The organism is Rickettsia sp. MEAM1 (Bemisia tabaci) (assembly GCF_002285905.1).
In the GTDB taxonomy this organism is placed as follows: domain Bacteria; phylum Pseudomonadota; class Alphaproteobacteria; order Rickettsiales; family Rickettsiaceae; genus Rickettsia.
On the sequence record NZ_CP016305.1, the window covers coordinates 699,555 to 719,893 of the forward strand.

A 20,339-nucleotide genomic window follows, 5' to 3' on the forward strand; every position below is an offset into this window, starting at 1 on the left:
GTGCCTCCATATAAGATGCACTTTTAAATCATACTGACTATGACTATTCTTTCTATAACTTCTCATTTCTTGATATAAATTCATTGCTAAAGCAATTTCATTATATCTTCCCTTCGCCTAAAGGCGAGGGATTTTTGATCCCCGAAGGGGGACATTAAGTATTGAGCAATTACAGGGAATGATTTATAGAATAGCAGTAACAATTTATCCTAGATTTTACCGCTATGCATATTACTCAAGCCCCGAATAGACATCGTTTCCCAGCAAGCATTATTAGCCATACAGTATGGTTATATCATCGCTTTAATAATAGTTACCGAGATGTTCAAGAGCAGATGGCTTATCGAGGTATTATATTAAGTCATGAGACTGTAAGGTTTTGGTGTTATAAGTTTGTAGTTTATTTTCAAGATGTTATTAGTAAGAGAGAGCGAAAGCCAACTGATAAATGGCATTTGGATGAGATGAATATCAAGATCAAAGGTGAAGTATTCATATTATGGAGAGCTGTTGACTCTGAGGGACATGAATTAGAAGTATTACTGCAGAAGCGTCGTAACAAGAAATCAGCTATTCGCTTTTTATCAAGATTATTGGGTAATTATCCATGTCCAAGGGTTATTGTGACTGATAAGCTAAAAAGCTACATTAAACCAGTTAGGTATATGTGTCCTAGGACTAAGCATCGTACCGATAAAAGACTAAATAATCGGATTGAGAATGCCCATCAGCCAACTAGGAGAAAAGAGAAGATACTGATTAAATTTAAGCATCCTAATTCAGCACAATGTACATTATCACTGATGGGAAAAGTCAGAAATATATTTGCTGTAAATGTTGGAAGATATACTAAAACAGCATCTGAGCAAAGAATTGCATTTGCGTCCGCTAAATCCATTTGGGATGAAGCTACTCAAAGACTTCTTGCTATCTGAAATCTAAAAATATAGTACTTTGTGACACTAATTTACTTAACTTGACGGTGCCTCAGAACTTAATTATAAAAACTCCAAAACTCTTGAAATTGATTATGAACTGAAACTATTAAATTTAGGTTTTTTTGAAAAAATACATGCATTTTTTAAAACAACAAAATACAGTTCTTTTTATGAGAAAAAGCTAGAATTAGTTAAATTAAAAAATAAATATTCAGAAGAAATTAATTATATAAACACTAATATAAAAAATATTAAAGCTGAAATTAACAAAATTGAATCTTCCATAGAAGAAATAAAACACCTTAATAATGAAATAAATTTATCAATTATATATTTAAAAAATAAAAATTTTAATGTTAAAGATTTTGAAGAAGATTTATTTTGGAAAAATTGGGAAGAGAATTTTGAAGATTTAAATAAAGTTACTCCTTACTTTAATCCTGAATTTGAGAAATTAAGATCAAAGCTATTCATAAGTGCCGTCAAATTGCATGAGATATTTATCAACGCCAATTCAGATAATTTTTGGCATAGTCTAAAATATTTTTTTGATGTAGCAATCAATTCGTCAGATAATCCTGAAATGAACAAAATTGCTTGGCAAAATTTCTTTATGGTTGTACCTGTTGTATCTACGACTTTCCATTCATTTGATAGAATGTTTGCAACAGCTAGTCATAATGAAATTCCTTGGCTATTTATTGATGAAGCAGGACAAATACCGCCGCAATATGCAGCTAGTGCTATTTACAAATCGAAGAAAGTTGTGGTGGTGGTGGTAGGTGACCCACTACAAACAGAACCTATTTCTATATTAAAACAGGATTTAATCAAAAAATTATGTGAAAATTTTAAAGTTTTATACCATGACTGGTCTCCGTCAGAAGTTTCATTGCAGAATTTAGCAGATCGTAATTCCTTATATCAAACTAACCTAAATAATGTTAAAGTTGGTTTTCCTTTATTGGTACATAGAAGATGTCAAAACCCGATGTTTAAAATATGTAATAAAATAGCTTACAGCAACAAGATGATTTTTGCCACTTCTGACTGTAAATCCGAGATTAGAGATATTTTAGGGGCACCGTCAAGTTAAGTAAATTAGTGTCACAAAGTACTATATTTTTAGATTTCAGACAGCAAGAAGTCTTTGAGTAGCTTCATCCCAAATGGATTTAGCGGACGCAAATGCAATTCTTTGCTCAGATGCTGTTTTAGTATATCTTCCAACATTTACAGCAAATATATTTCTGACTTTTCCCATCAGTGATAATGTACATTGTGCTGAATTAGGATGCTTAAATTTAATCAGTATCTTCTCTTTTCTCCTAGTTGGCTGATGGGCATTCTCAATCCGATTATTTAGTCTTTTATCGGTACGATGCTTAGTCCTAGGACACATATACCTAACTGGTTTAATGTAGCTTTTTAGCTTATCAGTCACAATAACCCTTGGACATGGATAATTACCCAATAATCTTGATAAAAAGCGAATAGCTGATTTCTTGTTACGACGCTTCTGCAGTAATACTTCTAATTCATGTCCCTCAGAGTCAACAGCTCTCCATAATATGAATACTTCACCTTTGATCTTGATATTCATCTCATCCAAATGCCATTTATCAGTTGGCTTTCGCTCTCTCTTACTAATAACATCTTGAAAATAAACTACAAACTTATAACACCAAAACCTTACAGTCTCATGACTTAATATAATACCTCGATAAGCCATCTGCTCTTGAACATCTCGGTAACTATTATTAAAGCGATGATATAACCATACTGTATGGCTAATAATGCTTGATGGGAAACGATGTCTATTCGGGGCTTGAGTAATATGCATAGCGGTAAAATCTAGGATAAATTGTTACTGCTATTCTATAAATCATTCCCTGTAATTGCTCAATACTTAATTTATACCTCCCTTAACTTGACGGTGCCATCTAAAAATATAGTACTTTGTGACACTAATTTACTTAACTTGACGGTGCCTTGCGAACGAATGAAATGAGCGGGGCAATCCAGAAATAATAATAAAAAATGCTATAAGTTAGCATTTTTTAGCTGGATTGCGTACGTACAATTACTTTATAATTTCCTCGCAATGACGATTCTCGACCTAAGCAGGATGAAAGTACAACAACTTATTTCTTTTTCTTGCTTTTATTTTTATTCTTATTTCCGCCAGTAGTTTTATTAAATCTACCTAGGTTTTTAACGAATTTTTGTAAGCCATTAAGTTCAGTGCCGTATGTTTTCGTATATTCACTGATCGTTTCTATATCATGTCTATGTGAATCATCAATGACGACAATCTCTTGCATTAAATTACGGCTATCAAAGGTAATTTTTACTATTCTCTGTTTTACGATTTTAGGGTTAAGCCAAGCTCTTTGTGACATCACTCGCTCAACATAATACCATGTATCTTGAGAATATTCTGGGATCATGGTAGGAGTGCCAATTAGCTCTACCACTTCTGTTTTACTTAGTTTTTTTGCTTCTAATTTTGTAAGTGCTGAGTCATCTATAGACTGCCCTCTATTTTCGATAGTTTGGCAACCGCTTAAGGAAAAAATGACGAATATACTGGAGACGAATATTAAGAAAAATTTCATAAATTTAATTTTATCTAGATTTTATTATAAGATTATAATATAGTGCTTCACTAATTTGACAAATACTTTTTAATAAAAGAGGTAAATAATGGCAGTTCCAAAGAAGAAAACATCAAAATCAAGACGTAATATGAGACGTTCACATTTAGCACTTGGTAAAGTTAATGTAATAGTTGACTCTCAAACTGGTGAATATAAACTTCCGCATCATATTTCTTTAGTTGACGGTACTTATAATAATCGTCAAGTAGTAGAGAAAAAAATCGAAGCTGAAGAAGAAGTAGCTTAAATTTAAATTTTTATGACCTGTAAAATTATTGGCTGCGGCGGGTATCTTCCGTCAAAAATTGTTAGCAATGATGAGCTTGCAAAATTTGTTGATACTAACGATGAATGGATCAGAACAAGAACTGGTATTTCGCAGCGTCATATAGCAGGTGATACTGAATATACTTCTCATATTGCTTTAAAAGCCGCTGAAAAAGCTATAGCAGACGCTGGTGTTTCGGTAAATGAGATTGATTTAATTATTACATGCACTACTACTCCTGACAATAGCTTTCCATCAGTTGCAACTAAACTACAAGGTTATCTTGGTTTAATTAACGTTCCATCATTTGATTTACAAGCCGTATGTGCCGGTTTTGTTTATGGCGTGCAAGTAGCAAATTCTCTTATTTCTTCCGGTAAATATAAAACTATCCTGCTAATAGGTGCTGAAAAAATGACATCTTTATTAGATTGGGAAGATAGAGCTACTTGTGTTTTATTTGGCGACGGAGCAGGCAGTGTAATCCTACAACGTAGCGATGATAACTCCGGTGTAATAGACAGTAATATTTTCTCAAGCGGTGCAGATTACGAAATACTATATACCAACGGCGGCGTAAGTATGAATGGCAGCAGCGGTAAAATAATTATGCAGGGGCAGAAACTATTCCGTCTTGCAGTAGAGAAAATGCACCAATCTATAGAAGAATTATTACGCAATAATAATTTCACTGTAAATGATATTGATTATTTTATCCCCCATCAAGCAAATATACGTATCATTAATAAGCTTGCCGAGCTATTAAATGTCGAAGATCATAAAGTAGTAAAAACTGTAGAAAAACACGCTAATTGTTCAGCTGCTTCTATTCCACTTGCTTTAAGTACTCTCAAAGCTTCAAATAAAATAAAAAAAGGTGATATTATTTTATTCTCGGCTATTGGTGCTGGTCTTACTTGGGGTAGTGCTTTACTAAAATGGTGATATACTTCTTTTCTTTTAAAGTAGCATTACATGCTACTTTAAAAGAAGATTTTAATTAATAATGAGTGATAAAGATGAAAGGCGGCTTTCACCTTTATCACAAAATATATATATATTATATTCTATCTACTCTACCAAAGCCCATTATGACTTCTTTAAAGGGAGTTTTGGGGAAAGGTCAATGATATTTTTACCACATTTATATAGCACTATTTGTATTTTATAGTATTTTAGCCTTTAAACTCATAAAATAATGATATATACTAACCTCATAGTTTTAGTTAGTTTAAACTTGTTATCTAACTGAATAATTTAAATTTTAATAAATTATAACCTCAAGGAGTTTAATTATGAAAATAACAAAAATAACATTAGCTTTTCTTGCATTATTTGTGCTTGCAGGGTGTAATAAAACCAAAAGAGCATCACATGGTTGTGGAATGAATCAATCAGAAGAAACATCTATAATGAAAGATTTTGAAAAGCAAGCAGGTAATGCTGTATGGTTTGCTTTCGATAGTTCTGCTTTATCTGAAAAAGCTAAAGAAGAATTACAAAGACAAGCTTGCTGGTTATCAAGACATCCTCATGTAAAAGCTACTGTCGAAGGACATTGTGATGAAAGAGGTACTAGAGAGTATAACTTAGCTTTAGGTGAAAGAAGAGCACAAAAAGCTGCGGAATTCCTAAAACATAAAGGAATCGAGCATCATAGAGTAAGCACAATATCTTATGGTAAAGATAGACCTGCTATGATGGGTAACACTGAAGAAGCTTTTGCTTATAATCGTAGAGCTGTAACAGTTGTACATCACTAAAAATTTCTAAATCATCAAATTTAGTATTTATAGGAAAGGTCGAGTAATTATTACTAGACCTTTTTTATTTGTATACTCTTCTTCTTTGAAGAATTGGGGCTCTGCAAAACTTTTGGAAACTCACATGCTCACCTATTAAGTTAGGCTCTGCGTGTTCGATCCTTGTTTTATATTTCAATTTTCCAAATCATTTGAGTATACTACTAATAAATGAAGAGTTGGATAGACGAAGTTTTATTCGTAGCAAAAAATATCTAAATTTAAAGTATATATTAAAAAAATATAAAAATTTTGCTGGACTTATAGCCATAATAATTATATAAAATTCAGATGAACATGGGGCTGTAGCTCAGTTGGTTAGAGCACGCCGCTCATAACGGTGTGGTCGTAGGTTCAAGTCCTACCAGCCCCACCACACAAATTTATATGTGTCATCTAGTTAGTTTGACCACGGGGACATTGCCCGCGTGGATCGGTTTTCCCGTCATTGTGAGAAAATTACGAAGTAATTGACGAAGCAATCCTTACAATATTCTAAAAAATCATTATTAAATTGAATTTAAATGATTAATTTAAAAACACTTTCTTGGTATCTTGCTAAATTATATTTCAAGTGTTTTTTTATTATATTATCTATATTAATTGGATTATTAATCATATCCAATCTCTTTGATCTCTTACAAAAATTCAAAAACATGTATGTGCCTTTTGATTTTTTTTGGCGATTTATATTATATAAAGTTCCATATCTTTTGAATCAAGTTTCTGCTTTAATCAGCTTTACTTCTATGCTTTTTTTCCTTAGAAACTTAACAAAAAATAATGAATTGACTGCTATACTATCTAGTGGTATTCATATTTGGCAAGTATTGATAATTCCGTGTATCGTAACTTTAATTTTAGGTATAGTTTTTACGACTATATTAAATCCTATCGGTGCTTTAGGCTTACGAAAATATAATTTACTAGAAGCAAAGCTTACTAAAAAAACACATAATGAAGCAGTAATATCTAAATCAGGTTTATTATTTTTTGAAGCTTTAAACGGAAAAAATCAAATAATTCAAACACAATTTATTAATATTTCTGAGAAAAAATTAAATAATGTTACAGTTTTATTTATCGATAATAGCAACAACTTCTTAAAGAGAATTGATGCGTTATATGGCATCATTGAGAATAAATCACTGCATTTAAATAGGGTAAAAGTTTTTACAAAAGATAGTACAGAAGCATATAACAACTTAACTATACCAACTAATTTATCTGTTAACAGCTTGGTCAATAAGTTTACTCATCCTGAAATGGTTTCCATTTGGAATCTACCTAAATTAATCGATGAATTATTAAATTCAGGTCTACCTATTACTAACTACCAAGTTTATTATTATAAGCAACTATTTAAACCTGCAATGATGATAGCGACTATAATTTTAGCCAGTTGTTTTATTAGCCTAAAACAACGTGATAATTCGCAAGAAAAAATATTAATATTAGGATTATTTTCAGGTTTTATAGTATATTCATTATCAGAAATATTACTTAAGGTACTGACCTATAATAATCTATCTTTAATTGCTGCTATTTTGTTACCAAGTATGTTAATATTTTTTATTAGTAACTTTATTATTTTACATTATAAAGAAATTTAAATTATACTCGTTTTATTTGAAAAATTGGCGGCGTTGTTTCATATTTTTTAATCCTCACGTATTAAGTATACGCTGCGGTCAAAAAATATGAAACTCCTTGCTCTTTTCCAAATAAAACTTCGTCTATAATTAATTTAGCATAGAAGAATTTTTAGAATTTAGAGAGAAAAAGAAAAATGATAATGAAATTTTTGGAAGGGTTTTCTTCCGGTATGGCTATTGATCTTGGTACGGCAAATACTATCGTATATCAAAAAGGACGCGGTATTGTTCTGCGTGAACCTTCAGTAGTTGCATTAATAAAAAAAGATGGCTCTTTTGTGCCTTATGCTTTTGGTCATGAAGCGAAAATGATGCTTGGTCGTACGCCAACTGATATTGAAGCTAAAAGACCTTTAAAAGACGGCGTAATTGCTGATTTCAAAGGTGCAGAAGAAATGATTAAGTACTTTATTAAAATGGTACATAATCGTCGTTCTTTTTTTGGTCCAACGATTGTTATTTGTGTGCCGTCAGGCTCTACCCCTGTTGAACGTCGTGCTATTCAAGAAGCAGCAGAAAGTGCGGGTGGTAAGGATGTATATTTAATTGAAGAGCCTATGGCGGCAGCAATTGGTGCAGGGCTTCCTGTAACAGAAGCAACTGGCTCAATGATTGTTGACATTGGCGGTGGCACTACAGAAGTTGCAGTTTTGTCACTAGGTGGCATAGTATATGCAAGGTCCGTAAGAGTCGGTGGCGACAAGATGGATGAAGCAATTATTTCATATATAAGAAGGCATTATAACCTGCTAATTGGTGAGGCTACAGCCGAAAAGATAAAGCAAGAAATAGGTACTGCTTATGTAGATCAAAATGCAGAACCAAGGGTTATGGAAATAAAAGGTCGTGATTTAATTTATGGTATTCCAAAGGAAATGGTATTGAATGAAAGGCAAATTGCTGATAGTCTAATAGAACCAGTAAGTCAAATTGTTGAGGCGGTAAAAGTAGCATTAGAGGCGACGCCTCCCGAATTATCTTCTGATATAGTGGATAAAGGAATAGTGCTAACAGGTGGTGGCTCATTACTTCGAAATCTTGATTTTGTTCTTAGTGAGGCAACAAAATTACCTGTAATAATTGCAGATGATGCACTATCATGTGTAGCACTCGGCACAGGAAAAGCACTTGAAGATTTTACAAAGCTAAAACATGTACTATTTAAACAGGATTAAAGATGGCGATACTTGCGAATAGAGTAAAAAATTCTTCAAGTTCCTTGGAGCTAGTAAGAACTATACTAGTTACTCTTAAACGCTTTTTTGTCATATTTTTTCTTGGATTATCTTTATATTTATTTCTTGTTTCACCTAAAAAAATATCCAATATATCTATTGAAATAACAGGCAGCGTATTATCAGCTGGATTAGTATTTTATGAAAAAATATTTGAAAGTATAAATTCTATAAAACAAAAATTTATTTATTTTCAAGATCTAGAAAAACGAAATATAGAGCTTGAGCTTGAAGTAGCAAGGCTCAAACATCTTCAGAGCGAAGTAGAATCAGTAAGGGCTGAAAATATTGCTCTAAAAGACCTCTTAACAGTTACCGAGGAAGAAGAATTTAAGTATGTTACTGCTAAGTTATTAAGCGTGTCTTTTAGTCCTTTTTCTAAAACGGCATTAATTTCTGCTGGTAGAAAACACGGAGTTGAACCTGATCAAATTGTTACGACTAATTCACAAGTATTAGTCGGCAAAGTAATAGAAGTAAGTAATAATTATGCTAAAGTGATGCTAATTAGTGATGTTAACTCTAGAATACCTATTAAAACAAGTTCCTCAAGAGAACAAGGCATTTTAGCAGGTAACAACAATAGTAAAATTTTATACTTACCCAATAATCATTTAGTGCAGAAAGATGAAGAGATAATAACTTCTGGTCATGGCAGTACTTACCCAGCAGGTATCTTAGTTGGTTATGTCACTAAAGTTACAGAAAATGATGTTATAGTTAACATCGCTGCCGATCTATCTAAAACTGAGTTTGTGCAAGTATTATTGCCTAAAGAATAATGTATACTCGATGAACTTGAAAAATTGGCTACGTCGCCTTATAAGATCTGCGGTTCTCACGTATTATTATACGCTGCGATCCTTGACTTATAGTATCCTTGCTCTTTTTAAAGTTGATCTTCGTCTACATACTGTAAATAATATTAAGAAAAAATATCTTGGTATTATCGCCGAATATATCTGTATAGTAATCTATAAAATAAAATTTTATCAAATTCTTCATCATAGAAAACGTTATTATGTCGGTGAAATAGATATCATCGCATTGCGTAATAAAGAAATTGTTTTTATTGAAGTAAAAGCAAGAAGTTCTAACATTGATGATAGATTTGTATCTTTTAATCAGCAAAAAAGAATTAAGCGAGCAGCTGAAATGTTCTTAAGCAGCAGTAGTAAATATAATAATTATAATATTCGCTTTGATTTAGTTATTGTCAGTCCGTATAAATTCCTATAATTATAAAGAACTGCTGGTAAATGGCTCATATGTCATCCCCGCATAGGCATTGCCCGCGTGGATCCAAAACGTCCTTGGTGTCATCTAGTTGCTTGGGAACTAGATCCAGAAAATAATAAAAAATACTAATAAAATTAGTATTTTTTAGCTGGATCCCGTGAATAAATCACGGGATGACAGGAGAAAATGATCCACGCGGGCAATACCTCTCGTGGCTTGGGAGGAAAGGATCCACGCAACAACAACACCAAAGATGGTTTTCATCGTGATACAAATATTTAATCCAACTATTTGGAGCATAACAATATGGCACTTGCTACTAAAGTAAAAGAATTTTTAGAAGAAAAGTTAAAACAAGAAAAAATAGACCGTAAATATCTCGCTGAGGTTACCGATGTCCCTTATACTACAATTAGCAGAATTATGAGAGCGGGAGTAAATCGTGAATTTAATCCTGAAATAGATACAATTTTAAAAATAGCAAAATATTTTAGTTGTACTACTGATGAGGTAATAAAGAGAACTGTACCTAATACGAATAGTTAGTAAATATGACAAAAAATAAAGGGTTGATCATAATTTTATCTTCCCCATCTGGTGCAGGTAAATCAAGCTTAGCAAAGGCATTATTAGAAATCGATAATAATCTACGCTTATCAATTTCGGCAACTACTAGAAAACCACGACCAAATGAGCAAGACGGGGTGAATTATTATTTTAAAACTAAATCTGAATTTGAAGAATTAGTTAAACAAAATCAATTTCTTGAACATGCTAAAATATATGATAATTATTATGGCACCCCTAAAAAACATGTCGAAAATTTGCTAAATCAAGGGCTAGATGTTTTATTCGATATTGATTGGCAAGGTGCAAGGAGTATAAAGCAAAATGCAGTTAATGCCGTTTCTATATTTATTTTACCTCCTAACCTTGAAATACTGGAGCAACGTTTAAGAAATAGAGCTGCTGATAACGAAGAAGCAATACAACTACGCATGGCTTCAGCACAAGCGGAAATATCACATTCTAACGAATATGATCATATAATTACTAATGATGATTTTAACGATACTCTTCAACAAATACATGCAATTATTTTACAAGAACGAAAGAAGCGGAATTAAATTGCCATTCGCTTTAAAGCTGTCATCCAGTTGCTTGTACCTGAGGCGGCACCGTCAAGTTAAGTAAATTAGTGTCACAAAGTACTATATTTTTAGATTTCAGACAGCAATAAGTCTTTGAGTAGCTTTATCCCAAATGGATTTAGCGGACGCAAATGCAATTCTTTGCTCAGATGCTGTTTTAGTATATCTTCCAACATTTACAGCAAATATATTTCTGACTTTTCCCATCAGTGATAATGTACATTGTGCTGAATTAGGATGCTTAAATTTAATCAGTATCTTCTCTTTTCTCCTAGTTGGCTGATGGGCATTCTCAATCCGATTATTTAGTCTTTTATCGGTACGATGCTTAGTCCTAGGACACATATACCTAACTGGTTTAATGTAGCTTTTTAGCTTATCAGTCACAATAACCCTTGGACATGGATAATTACCCAATAATCTTGATAAAAAGCGAATAGCTGATTTCTTGTTACGACGCTTCTGCAGTAATACTTCTAATTCATGTCCCTCAGAGTCAACAGCTCTCCATAATATGAATACTTCACCTTTGATCTTGATATTCATCTCATCCAAATGCCATTTATCAGTTGGCTTTCGCTCTCTCTTACTAATAACATCTTGAAAATAAACTACAAACTTATAACACCAAAACCTTACAGTCTCATGACTTAATATAATACCTCGATAAGCCATCTGCTCTTGAACATCTCGGTAACTATTATTAAAGCGATGATATAACCATACTGTATGGCTAATAATGCTTGCTGGAAAACGATGTCTATTCGGGGCTTAAGTAATATGCATAGCGGTAAAATCTAGGATAAATTGTTACTGCTATTCTATAAATCATTCCCTGTAATTGCTCAATACTTAATTTATACCTCCCTTAACTTGACGGTGCCATTCCACTTTATAACCCCTCAGCTTATAGCTGAGGGTTGTTTAGTTTGCTCAATTTGCTCAAGTTTTAACCACCACAAAACATTCATGGTGGTTGGGGAGTTCAAAGAAACCGCTACTAACAGTTTACAATAGATTTTAAGCCTAAAGTTAGTACTTTAAGCTCTGGACATGTCTATTATCATCCCCAACCATAAGTATTGAGGATTGCACCATTTTATGGCTGATGCATATACCATAATAGCAAGAGGCTTTGAAACCCCAAAATAGCTTTAACTATTTCAAACACAATTTTATATTCTATTTCCTAAAAAAGTCAATCGGTAAGTGAATTGAGGGTGGCTAGCATTCCTAACTAAGTATAGATATCGTCATTGCGAGGAAAAACTATAAGTTTTGTACGTGTGCAATCTAGTAAAATGCATAGCATTTTTATTATTTTTTCTGGATTGCCACGCTTCTTGCAGTCGCTCGCAAGGCGTTGTTGCGTAGATCAAAAAACGTGTACCATGTCATCCCCGCGTAGGCGGGGATCCAGCATAAAGCGAGATAAAATCGAGCTTTTAGTCCTAAAAATTTACTGTATTTATGCTTTTTTCTGGATTCCCGCTTTCGCGGGAATGACATAAGTGATCCACGCAACAATACCCGCTCGCAATGACGGGAAACTGATCCACGTAGGCAACACCTCTTCTAAATGACAGGAAAACTAATCAATTATTTGTATCTGTAGCTCTTCTTTTTTTGTGGTTATTTTTACTATTTTTCCGCTACTTACCTCGCCTGCTAAAATCATCTTGGCTAGATTATTTTGTATTTCACGCTGGATAAGTCGCTTCAATGGTCTTGCTCCAAAGCTCGGATCATAACCTTTTAAGGCTAAATAGTTTAAAGCTGGTTCATCAAATTCAAGAGTGATATTTTGTGCTGATAAGATTTTCTTTAAACCCTCTAGCTGAATCTTTACTATATCGTGAATATTACTTTGGTTTAGTCGATGGAATAATATAATTTCATCTAATCTATTTAAAAACTCCGGCTTGAATACGGCTTTCACATATTCCATAACTTGGTCTTTTACCTTATAAGTATCTTCGCCCTCTTTTTGGTTAACGAGTATTTCAGCCCCTAAATTAGATGTTAGCACAATAATAGTATTCTTAAAATCAACTGTGATACCCTGACTATCGGTAAGTCTTCCCTCATCTAGGATTTGCAGCATAATATTAAAAATATCAGGGTGGGCTTTTTCCACTTCATCGAATAATATGACTTGATACGGGCGGCGTCTTACGGCTTCGGTAAGTACTCCACCTTGATCATATCCAACATACCCGGGAGGTGCTCCTATCAAACGAGAGATAGCATGCTTCTCCATATATTCCGACATATCGATACGTAAGTTATTACAATCATCGAAAAGAAAACCTGCTAAAGCCTTAGTCAGTTCAGTTTTACCAACTCCAGTCGGACCGAGAAACAAGAAAGAACCAAGCGGGCGGTTAACATCCTGAATACCTGCACGTGATCTTCTAACAGCATCACTAACGCTTTTTATCGCCTCATCCTGCCCTATTACCGACTCACGTAATTTCTGCTCCATCACAAGCAAACGTTCACGCTCACTTGATAGCATTGTATCGATTGGAATACCGGTGATACGTGAAATAATACTTGCTATGTCGCTTTCTGAAACGATTTCCTTTAACAAGCCTTTACTGTCAGCATTTTCGGTTTCCTGAATTTTTTTCATAATCTCAGGAATAATTCCATATTTTAACTCACTAGCTTTAGCTAAATTAGCATCACGTTCTGCTCGCTCTAAATCAATTCTAGCACGGTCTAATTCTTCTTTAAGTTTCTGCTGTCCTTGAATTTTGGATTTTTCGGCTTGCCATTTAGAACTCATATCGTAAGATTTAGATTCCAGCTTTTCTAACTCTGCGGTTAAATGCTCAATTTTCTTTTTAGAATGTTCATCGCTTTCTTTTTTCAAAGCTGCAAGCTCTATTTTTATCTGAATAATACGGCGATCTAGTTCGTCCAGCTCTTCGGGTTTACTTGATAACTCGATTTTCATACGGCTACAAGCTTCATCGATTAAATCAATCGCTTTATCAGGTAGAAAACGATCCGTAATATAGCGGTTAGATAGAGTCGCTGCCGCAACTATCGCACTATCGGAAATCCGCACGGCATGGTGTAATTCGTATTTTTCCTTAATACCTCTAAGGATTGATATCGTATCCTCTACAGTTGGCTCGCTAACATAGACAGGCTGGAAGCGACGAGCAAGTGCAGCGTCTTTCTCGATATATTTACGATACTCGTCTAAAGTAGTAGCTCCGATACAATGCAGTTCACCGCGAGCAAGCATTGGCTTTAGTAAGTTCGATGCATCCATAGCTCCATCAGTCTTACCCGTACCGACCAATAAATGTAATTCATCGATAAATAAAATAATCTCACCACTTGATTCTTTTATTTCACCAAGAACAGCTTTAAGCCGCTCTTCAAACTCACCTCGATATTTAGCACCCGCAATCAATGCTCCCATATCAAGCTCAATAATTCGGCAATTAATAAGAGTTTCTGGCACATCTTTGCTAAATATTCGTTGTGCTAACCCTTCGATTATCGCAGTTTTACCAACGCCAGGTTCGCCGATCAATACCGGATTATTTTTCATACGACGAGATAATACTTGCACTGTTCTTCTGATTTCTTCATCACGTCCGATTATCGGGTCAAGCTTACCACTGATCGCAAGTTCAGTTACATCTCTGCCATATTTTTTTAGAGCATCATAGCTATTTTCTGCTGATTCAGTATCAGCTTTTTTACCTTTGCGAAGCTGCAAAATACTAGCTGCTAGTTTTTTGCTATTAACCCCATTATTGGTTAAAATTTTACCAGCTATAGTATTATCAAAACTTAAAGCTTCCAAAATACGCTCGATTGTAACAAAGCTATCCCCATTATCTTTAGCAAGACTATTAGCTTTTTCTAAAACTTTAAGAAATTCAGCAGAAGAATAAATTGTTCCTCCGCCATCAACTTGCACTTTTGGAATTTTATTTAATTCTACCTGTACTTGATCAGCTAAAATATTTAAGTTACCTCCGCTGTTACTAATAAGTGTTTTAACGATCCCTGTACCTTCATTAAAAAGACTAGCTAATAAGTGCAAAGGTAATATTTGCTGATGATCATTTTTAGCAGCAATGTGTTGACAGTTTGTTATCGCTGATTTAGCATGTGCAGTAAATTTATCAATATTCATATAAATAATATATTTTAATTAATAAGATTAAAATTTTTTAATAGATATTGTTTATATAATTACTTTAAAATTATAATACAAGGGTATACTCGTTTTATTTGAAAAATTAGCGGCGACGTCCTACAGGTGCTGAGGTACTCACGTAGTTTATCTATGCTCCGTTCCTCGTGCTTATAAACTTCTTGCTCTTTTCCAAATAAAACTTCGTCTACTATCTAACTAAACTAAATATTAATATATAAAGCTTTCACTATGTCCTGATTAAAACAACAATTCGACGCAGATAAATATTTTCTTACAACACAAACAAATGAATTTTTAGCAAATAACAAACAAGCCCCTCTACATACAAACAGGGATGAAGTTAGAGAAGCAGTTAAAAGCGGTAATTTTACTGAAGCATTACAAAAGCTTGAAATTTTACGTGAAGAAAAAACTGGTATAACACTTACTAAAATTGATCCGTTGATAGAAGGTACAACACCGATAATAATTCGTGATGCACGAAATGCTAAAGATCCTCGAGAGCTTGGAACGGAAAGCTTTGAGATGCAATATTTAAATGTCATAAGAGCAGCAATAGACATAGCTGAAATCGAAGGAAAACTGGAAGCACTTAAGACAGAATTAAGAAAACAAGCAGTAGATTTTATTGATAGCTTTCATAAAGATAATGAAAAAAATTCTCAAATGCAGATCTCTCCTAATGTAAAGGATAAGATTAATGATATAGCCATACTGCTAGAAAATAATGGCATTAAAGAAGTGCATAAGAAGCTAAATGTAGCAAAAGATTTTCAGAATTTTAATGATGAACATTGTAATATAGTAACGCTCTCAAATATTAAAGATAAAAATGGTAAAGATCATACTGTTATTGAGGCAGAAGTAGCACTAAAGGGAATAACTGATGAGCAAAAAGCAGAGTACCAAAATAGAGCCGATAAAGATTGGTTCAAGAAAATGCCTAGTTGGGAAAGACAGTTAGTTAATAAATATGCTGAAACAATTAAAGAGGGTGAGCATGTTATCCCTACTCAATTGCGTCAAATAGTAGGAATGAAAAACGCTTTTGAGAAAATTACAGCAATAGCTGAAGAAAATAAACCTATTGAAATAATACATGCCTCTAAACATGCAGGAACTCTTGCTTCTATTTCTCATGATAAAGAATCACAACAAAGAATTACAGATTTAAATACTAAGCAAGCTCAAGAATGGATGGGCGATCATAAATTGCATGCTAATACTTTAAATAGTGGAGCTGCAAATTTTGTAGTGCCGCACCCTGATGCGAAGTTAGTAACTCTTACTAAAAGAGCTATAGATCATGTAGGAGGTCGTTATACTAATACAGCGTTTAATAAATTTAGAAAAATCGCAGGTTTTAATCATTTTGATGGTACAAAAGAACAACTTAACGATTTGGCTAATAATTTACCAAAAGAAGCTAACTTCAAAGATATTGCGACCCATTTAAAACCACGTGGTAAATTAGAAAGATTATTTGGTATTAATAAACCGAAAGGTGATCTAAAAACAATGCTGAATACAGAATTAATGCAGGTAGGTTATCTAAGCAAGCTCATGAAATATTAACCAATGCAGCTAGTTTAAAACAAGATATAGAAAAAGCTGACGCAATTTTTTATAGAGGTGCAGATAAAGAAAATATAAGTAGTAGCATTTCACGAAAATTAAATTACTTAAGCAACCAAATCTCAAATTCTAAAGACTCTATTTTTAAAGATGTTCCAAAGCACGAAACGCTTACTATGTGTGCAAGTGGTAAGGATCGTACAGGTCTTACCGAACATGACCAAACTAGTACTGCTATAGCTAATAAATTAGGAATAGAAGTAAAAGCTGCTGACGAACAGCTTTTAAAAGCAGGTCATACTGCTGGTCAAGCTGGCGGAGTTTATGCGGGTGGTGCTACAATCGGATGTTACGGTACATTAAAAGTAACGGCACAAGGTTTTCCTGAATCTAGACAAGAATCATTAAAAAGTATGATTGAGCCATCGGGAGCCAATAATAAAATTAAAAAGCTTAAAAAAGGTCAAATAATTAATGAACCAGTAGAGCAGAAAAAAGCTAAAGAAACGCCTAATCCGTATCAAACGACAAATTATGAAATAGCTGCAAATATACAAACACCTTCTGTTGTGGTAACTACTCCAAAAAATGAACTAACTGAACTAATACCAGATTTAAATAAAGCCCAACAACAAATAATATATAAACCTACAGTAGAATTGGATAATGGAGGAAGAATTACTCCTAATGTTACACCTGCACCAAAAGTAAATCAACGTAATAAAGATAATAATATAGGGAGTAATAATGTCGCATTTAGCAGTTGTAACAGGCGGTACTAGAGGAATAGGAGAGTCTATTGCCAAAGAATTAAAAAATAAAGGTTTTACTGTTATTGCTAATTTTTTTAGTAATCATGAAGCTGCAAAAGCTATGGAAGAGCAATATGGTATCAAAACCAAACGTTGGAATGTTGCAGATTTTGAAGATTGCAGAAGAGCAATAAAAGAAATTGAAGAGGAATATAAACAGCCAGTAAGCATTTTGGTTAATAATGCCGGAATTACCAAAGATAAAATGCTGCATAAAATGAGTCATCAAGATTGGAACGATGTAATTAACGTTAATCTCAATTCTTGCTTTAATATGTCAAGTAACGTAATCGAGCCGATGCGAAATCAAAATTACGGTCGTATAGTAAATATCAGCTCAATCAACGCCCAAGCAGGACAAATCGGGCAGACTAATTACTCTGCTGCTAAAGCTGGAATTATTGGTTTTACTAAAGCCTTAGCACGTGAAACTACTTCTAAAAATATCACGGTTAATTGTATAGCTCCTGGATATATTGCAACGGAAATGGTAGGGGCAGTACCTGAAGACGTGCTTGCAAAAATCGTTAATAGTATTCCGAAAAAAATATTAGGGCAACCTGAAGAAATCGCAAGAGCAGTAGCATTTCTAGTTGATGAAAATGCTGGATTTATCACGGGCGAAACTATCTCAATTAATGGCGGCCATAACATGTTATAAATAATTTAATAGATTTTTATATGAGCAAAGAAAGAGTAGATCCGAATAATAATGACGAGGTGTATCATGATTTTGATACAACAAAGGGTATAAAATTTTTTCTGACAAAAGGGACTGAATCTTATAGAAAGGGGGAATATGAAGAAGCACTTGAACAATTTGAATATGCTAAAAAATTAGACGCAAATCATGAAAATATATTTGAACGAAAAAAACTTGTCCATCATTGTGACTATAAGTCGGGTTTAGTCTATAATAAGCTGGCTCAGAAAGAAGTGGAGCCAATTCAACAAAAGCGATATCATGAAATGGCAGCATATTGTTTTGAAGAAGCACGGACAAATTCTCGGAACGACATATTTAGGGGGCAAGATCTAAATCAGCTTATAGCAAGAGCATATAATAACGCTGGTAATGAAGAAAAAGCATTACAATTTTTACAAAAAACTACATTTTATAAACTTGCAAAAGAACTAGAGCAAAAGAATTCACAAGAATTAGTTATAGCTAATCCAATCCAAGATAATGATAATATATCGCCTCAAATTATACAAGAAGCAATTCGTCATTTATTTTTAGAACAGCAAAGACAAAATAAAGTACAACAAGAACAAGGACAAAGAATTGGTGCATTAGAACAAGAAATTGATAAGATAAAGAAAATGTTATCTAATGCAAATATTGATACTATAGATGGCATTAATACACAAATAAAAGAGCTAGAGAAGAAAGATTCCGATTTATATAAGTATTATAAGTATTTTCTTTCAGGGTTGCAGTCTATATATTTGGCTTCTTGTATTACTAGTAGTGATGCAGTAGTAGTAAATGTTGGGCATATGGAGCGTACAACTTCTATTGAAAAAGGAATATGTATTGCGTTAGATATGGTTACGGCGGGATGGTTTAAACCTTTTGTAACTGGAGGACTTTCGGTTTTTCATGATATTGCTGGTAATATTTATAACTCATGTGGGCACCGTCAAGTTAAGTAAATTAGTGTCACAAAGTACTATATTTTTAGATTTCGAGTCTATCATATATTTTGTGTAAGTTGTAAAGCAACAGAGAAAGAAATACTGTTAAAATACAACTAGAACAAAGGTAAAAAATATGGCTAAGAAAATAGAAGCTGGTGTTAGAAGTGCAGATATAAATAATAAGTTAGTAGAGGAAATATTATCCCAATCTAATCCTAAAGAGTTATTTGGAAAGGATGGATTGTTTCAGCAATTAAAGAAGAGGTTAGTAGAGAGAATACTAGAGGACGAGCTAAGTCATGAATTAGGTTATTCGAGGCATAGCAAGGCATCAAAGCAAGATAGCAATCGTCGTAATGGTACGAGCGAAAAGACAGTAATAGATGACAGTGGTCAAAAGATAGTACTTGATATTCCAAGAGATAGAGACAATAGTTTTGAGCCTCAATTAATTCCTAAGGGAGTTAGAAGATTCACTGGATTTGATGATAGCGTTATTTCACTTTATGCAAGAGGTATGACCATGAGTGAGATTCAATCCCATTTAGAGGAAATGTATCATACAGAAGTATCTAAGGAGCTTATCTCGACTATTACAGATGGAGTTATGGAAGAGGTAATAAGATGGCAAGCCCGAGCATTAGATAGAATATACCCAATTGTATATTTAGATTGCATCATGGTAAAAGCAAGAGATAATAATATAGTTATAAATAAGGCTGTTTACCTTGTTATTGGTATAAATATAGAAGGCAAGAAAGAGCTTTTGGGTATTTGGATTAGCAAGAATGAGGGTTCAAAGTTTTGGATGCAGGTTGTAAGCGAATTAAAGAACCGAGGTGTAGAACAAATTTATGTAGCATGTGTTGACGGTCTTAAAGGTTTTAGAGATGCAATAAACAGTGTTTTCCCAAATACCATAGTACAACTTTGTATAGTACATATGGTACGTAATTCTTTAAAGTACGTTTCTTACAAAAATCTTAAAGAAGTAGCAGCTGACTTAAAACAAATCTATACAGCAAATAATGAGAATATGGCTAATTTAGCATTAGAAGAGTTTGCTAAAATGGGATAGTAAATACCCAGTTATTTCTGATATATGGATACGTAATGAGGGTGTCAGGAAGTTTGTGTAAGTTGTAAAAATAGTTAAGAATAAAAATAACATAAA

At 33.4% G+C, this 20,339-nt stretch carries 21 protein-coding genes, 1 tRNA gene and 1 pseudogene; 19 read left to right on the forward strand and 4 right to left on the reverse strand.

The genetic code is table 11. The features are described from left to right. Positions 1 to 224: 224 nt before the first annotated feature. Both BA173_RS03750 and BA173_RS03755 read left to right on the forward strand, forming a co-directional pair. Positions 225 to 935 (forward strand): IS6 family transposase, encoded by a 711-nt coding sequence (locus BA173_RS03750; RefSeq protein WP_095568291.1) that lies wholly within the window; start codon positions 225 to 227, stop codon positions 933 to 935. 490 nt (positions 936 to 1,425) lie between these two features. Continuing rightward, positions 1,426 to 2,034, forward strand: coding sequence for a hypothetical protein (locus BA173_RS03755; RefSeq protein ID WP_232505898.1), 609 nt, complete (start codon positions 1,426 to 1,428; stop codon positions 2,032 to 2,034). A 36-nt stretch (positions 2,035 to 2,070) separates the two neighbouring features. On the opposite strand, the gene BA173_RS03760 is transcribed toward BA173_RS03755, so the two are convergent. Further along, complete coding sequence (locus BA173_RS03760) at positions 2,071 to 2,781, reverse strand: IS6 family transposase (RefSeq protein WP_095568292.1); 711 nt, start codon at positions 2,779 to 2,781, stop codon at positions 2,071 to 2,073. 21 nt (positions 2,782 to 2,802) lie between these two features. Here BA173_RS03760 and BA173_RS07790 point away from each other — a divergent pair, with 21 nt between their 5' ends. Continuing rightward, positions 2,803 to 2,949, forward strand: a complete 147-nt coding sequence (locus BA173_RS07790; protein WP_157738073.1) for a hypothetical protein — start codon at positions 2,803 to 2,805, stop codon at positions 2,947 to 2,949. A 133-nt stretch (positions 2,950 to 3,082) separates the two neighbouring features. Here the strand turns inward: BA173_RS07790 and BA173_RS03765 are convergent, their stop codons facing one another. Beyond that, positions 3,083 to 3,556, reverse strand: coding sequence for an outer membrane protein assembly factor BamE (locus BA173_RS03765; RefSeq protein WP_068041674.1), 474 nt, complete (start codon positions 3,554 to 3,556; stop codon positions 3,083 to 3,085). Positions 3,557 to 3,644: 88 nt separating this feature from the next. Here BA173_RS03765 and rpmF point away from each other — a divergent pair, with 88 nt between their 5' ends. The 10 genes from rpmF to gmk all read left to right on the forward strand — a co-directional run bounded on the left by rpmF (position 3,645) and on the right by gmk (position 10,924). Continuing rightward, on the forward strand, positions 3,645 to 3,845 hold the full coding sequence (rpmF, locus tag BA173_RS03770) for a 50S ribosomal protein L32 (protein ID WP_068041677.1): 201 nt from the start codon (positions 3,645 to 3,647) through the stop codon (positions 3,843 to 3,845). A gap of 12 nt (positions 3,846 to 3,857) precedes the next feature. Further along, a complete protein-coding gene (locus tag BA173_RS03775) occupies positions 3,858 to 4,811 on the forward strand; it encodes a beta-ketoacyl-ACP synthase III (RefSeq protein WP_068041680.1) in 954 nt (317 codons plus the stop codon). Positions 4,812 to 5,161: 350 nt separating this feature from the next. Continuing rightward, positions 5,162 to 5,629, forward strand: coding sequence for a peptidoglycan-associated lipoprotein Pal (gene pal, locus BA173_RS03780; protein WP_016948649.1), 468 nt, complete (start codon positions 5,162 to 5,164; stop codon positions 5,627 to 5,629). Positions 5,630 to 5,967: 338 nt separating this feature from the next. After that, positions 5,968 to 6,044, forward strand: a tRNA-Ile gene (locus BA173_RS03785). A gap of 148 nt (positions 6,045 to 6,192) precedes the next feature. Beyond that, positions 6,193 to 7,281, forward strand: a complete 1,089-nt coding sequence (locus BA173_RS03790) for an LptF/LptG family permease (RefSeq protein WP_068041683.1) — start codon at positions 6,193 to 6,195, stop codon at positions 7,279 to 7,281. Between the two features lie 176 nt (positions 7,282 to 7,457). Then, positions 7,458 to 8,498: a rod shape-determining protein gene (locus tag BA173_RS03795; RefSeq protein ID WP_068041687.1), complete on the forward strand. Its 1,041-nt coding sequence runs from the start codon at positions 7,458 to 7,460 to the stop codon at positions 8,496 to 8,498. Between the two features lie 2 nt (positions 8,499 to 8,500). Beyond that, the gene (gene mreC / locus BA173_RS03800; RefSeq protein ID WP_068041689.1) at positions 8,501 to 9,340 is read left to right on the forward strand and encodes a rod shape-determining protein MreC; all 840 of its coding nucleotides are present in this window, start codon (positions 8,501 to 8,503) and stop codon (positions 9,338 to 9,340) included. Positions 9,341 to 9,356: 16 nt separating this feature from the next. Further along, the gene (locus BA173_RS03805; RefSeq protein ID WP_232505899.1) at positions 9,357 to 9,797 is read left to right on the forward strand and encodes a YraN family protein; all 441 of its coding nucleotides are present in this window, start codon (positions 9,357 to 9,359) and stop codon (positions 9,795 to 9,797) included. Positions 9,798 to 10,103: 306 nt separating this feature from the next. After that, on the forward strand, positions 10,104 to 10,343 hold the full coding sequence (locus BA173_RS03810; protein ID WP_016948507.1) for a helix-turn-helix transcriptional regulator: 240 nt from the start codon (positions 10,104 to 10,106) through the stop codon (positions 10,341 to 10,343). 5 nt (positions 10,344 to 10,348) lie between these two features. Continuing rightward, the gene (gene gmk, locus BA173_RS03815; protein ID WP_016948508.1) at positions 10,349 to 10,924 is read left to right on the forward strand and encodes a guanylate kinase; all 576 of its coding nucleotides are present in this window, start codon (positions 10,349 to 10,351) and stop codon (positions 10,922 to 10,924) included. Between the two features lie 99 nt (positions 10,925 to 11,023). Here gmk and BA173_RS03820 read toward each other — a convergent pair. Further along, positions 11,024 to 11,701: pseudogene (locus BA173_RS03820) on the reverse strand (IS6 family transposase); the annotation flags it as partial. Between the two features lie 54 nt (positions 11,702 to 11,755). Here BA173_RS03820 and BA173_RS07800 point away from each other — a divergent pair. Further along, positions 11,756 to 11,965, forward strand: coding sequence for a hypothetical protein (locus BA173_RS07800; RefSeq protein ID WP_157738075.1), 210 nt, complete (start codon positions 11,756 to 11,758; stop codon positions 11,963 to 11,965). A gap of 574 nt (positions 11,966 to 12,539) precedes the next feature. Here BA173_RS07800 and clpB read toward each other — a convergent pair. Continuing rightward, positions 12,540 to 15,113 (reverse strand): ATP-dependent chaperone ClpB, encoded by a 2,574-nt coding sequence (gene clpB, locus BA173_RS03825; RefSeq protein WP_068041787.1) that lies wholly within the window; start codon positions 15,111 to 15,113, stop codon positions 12,540 to 12,542. Between the two features lie 465 nt (positions 15,114 to 15,578). Between clpB and BA173_RS08465 the strand changes: the two genes are divergently transcribed. The 5 genes from BA173_RS08465 (at position 15,579) to BA173_RS03845 (ending at position 20,243) form a co-directional block, all read left to right on the forward strand. Then, entirely contained in the window at positions 15,579 to 16,712 is a 1,134-nt protein-coding gene (locus BA173_RS08465) for a hypothetical protein (RefSeq protein WP_016947668.1), read from the forward strand. A 176-nt stretch (positions 16,713 to 16,888) separates the two neighbouring features. Beyond that, complete coding sequence (locus BA173_RS08470; RefSeq protein ID WP_016947667.1) at positions 16,889 to 17,494, forward strand: hypothetical protein; 606 nt, start codon at positions 16,889 to 16,891, stop codon at positions 17,492 to 17,494. After that, positions 17,460 to 18,185: an SDR family oxidoreductase gene (locus tag BA173_RS03835; protein ID WP_016947666.1), complete on the forward strand. Its 726-nt coding sequence runs from the start codon at positions 17,460 to 17,462 to the stop codon at positions 18,183 to 18,185. Before BA173_RS08470 ends, BA173_RS03835 begins: the two co-directional genes overlap by 35 nt. A gap of 20 nt (positions 18,186 to 18,205) precedes the next feature. Beyond that, positions 18,206 to 19,180 carry a tetratricopeptide repeat protein gene (locus BA173_RS03840; protein WP_232505900.1) on the forward strand — a complete coding sequence of 325 codons (975 nt, stop codon included), beginning with the start codon at positions 18,206 to 18,208 and terminating at the stop codon, positions 19,178 to 19,180. Between the two features lie 118 nt (positions 19,181 to 19,298). After that, a complete protein-coding gene (locus BA173_RS03845) occupies positions 19,299 to 20,243 on the forward strand; it encodes an IS256 family transposase (protein WP_095568293.1) in 945 nt (314 codons plus the stop codon). Positions 20,244 to 20,339: the final 96 nt, after the last annotated feature.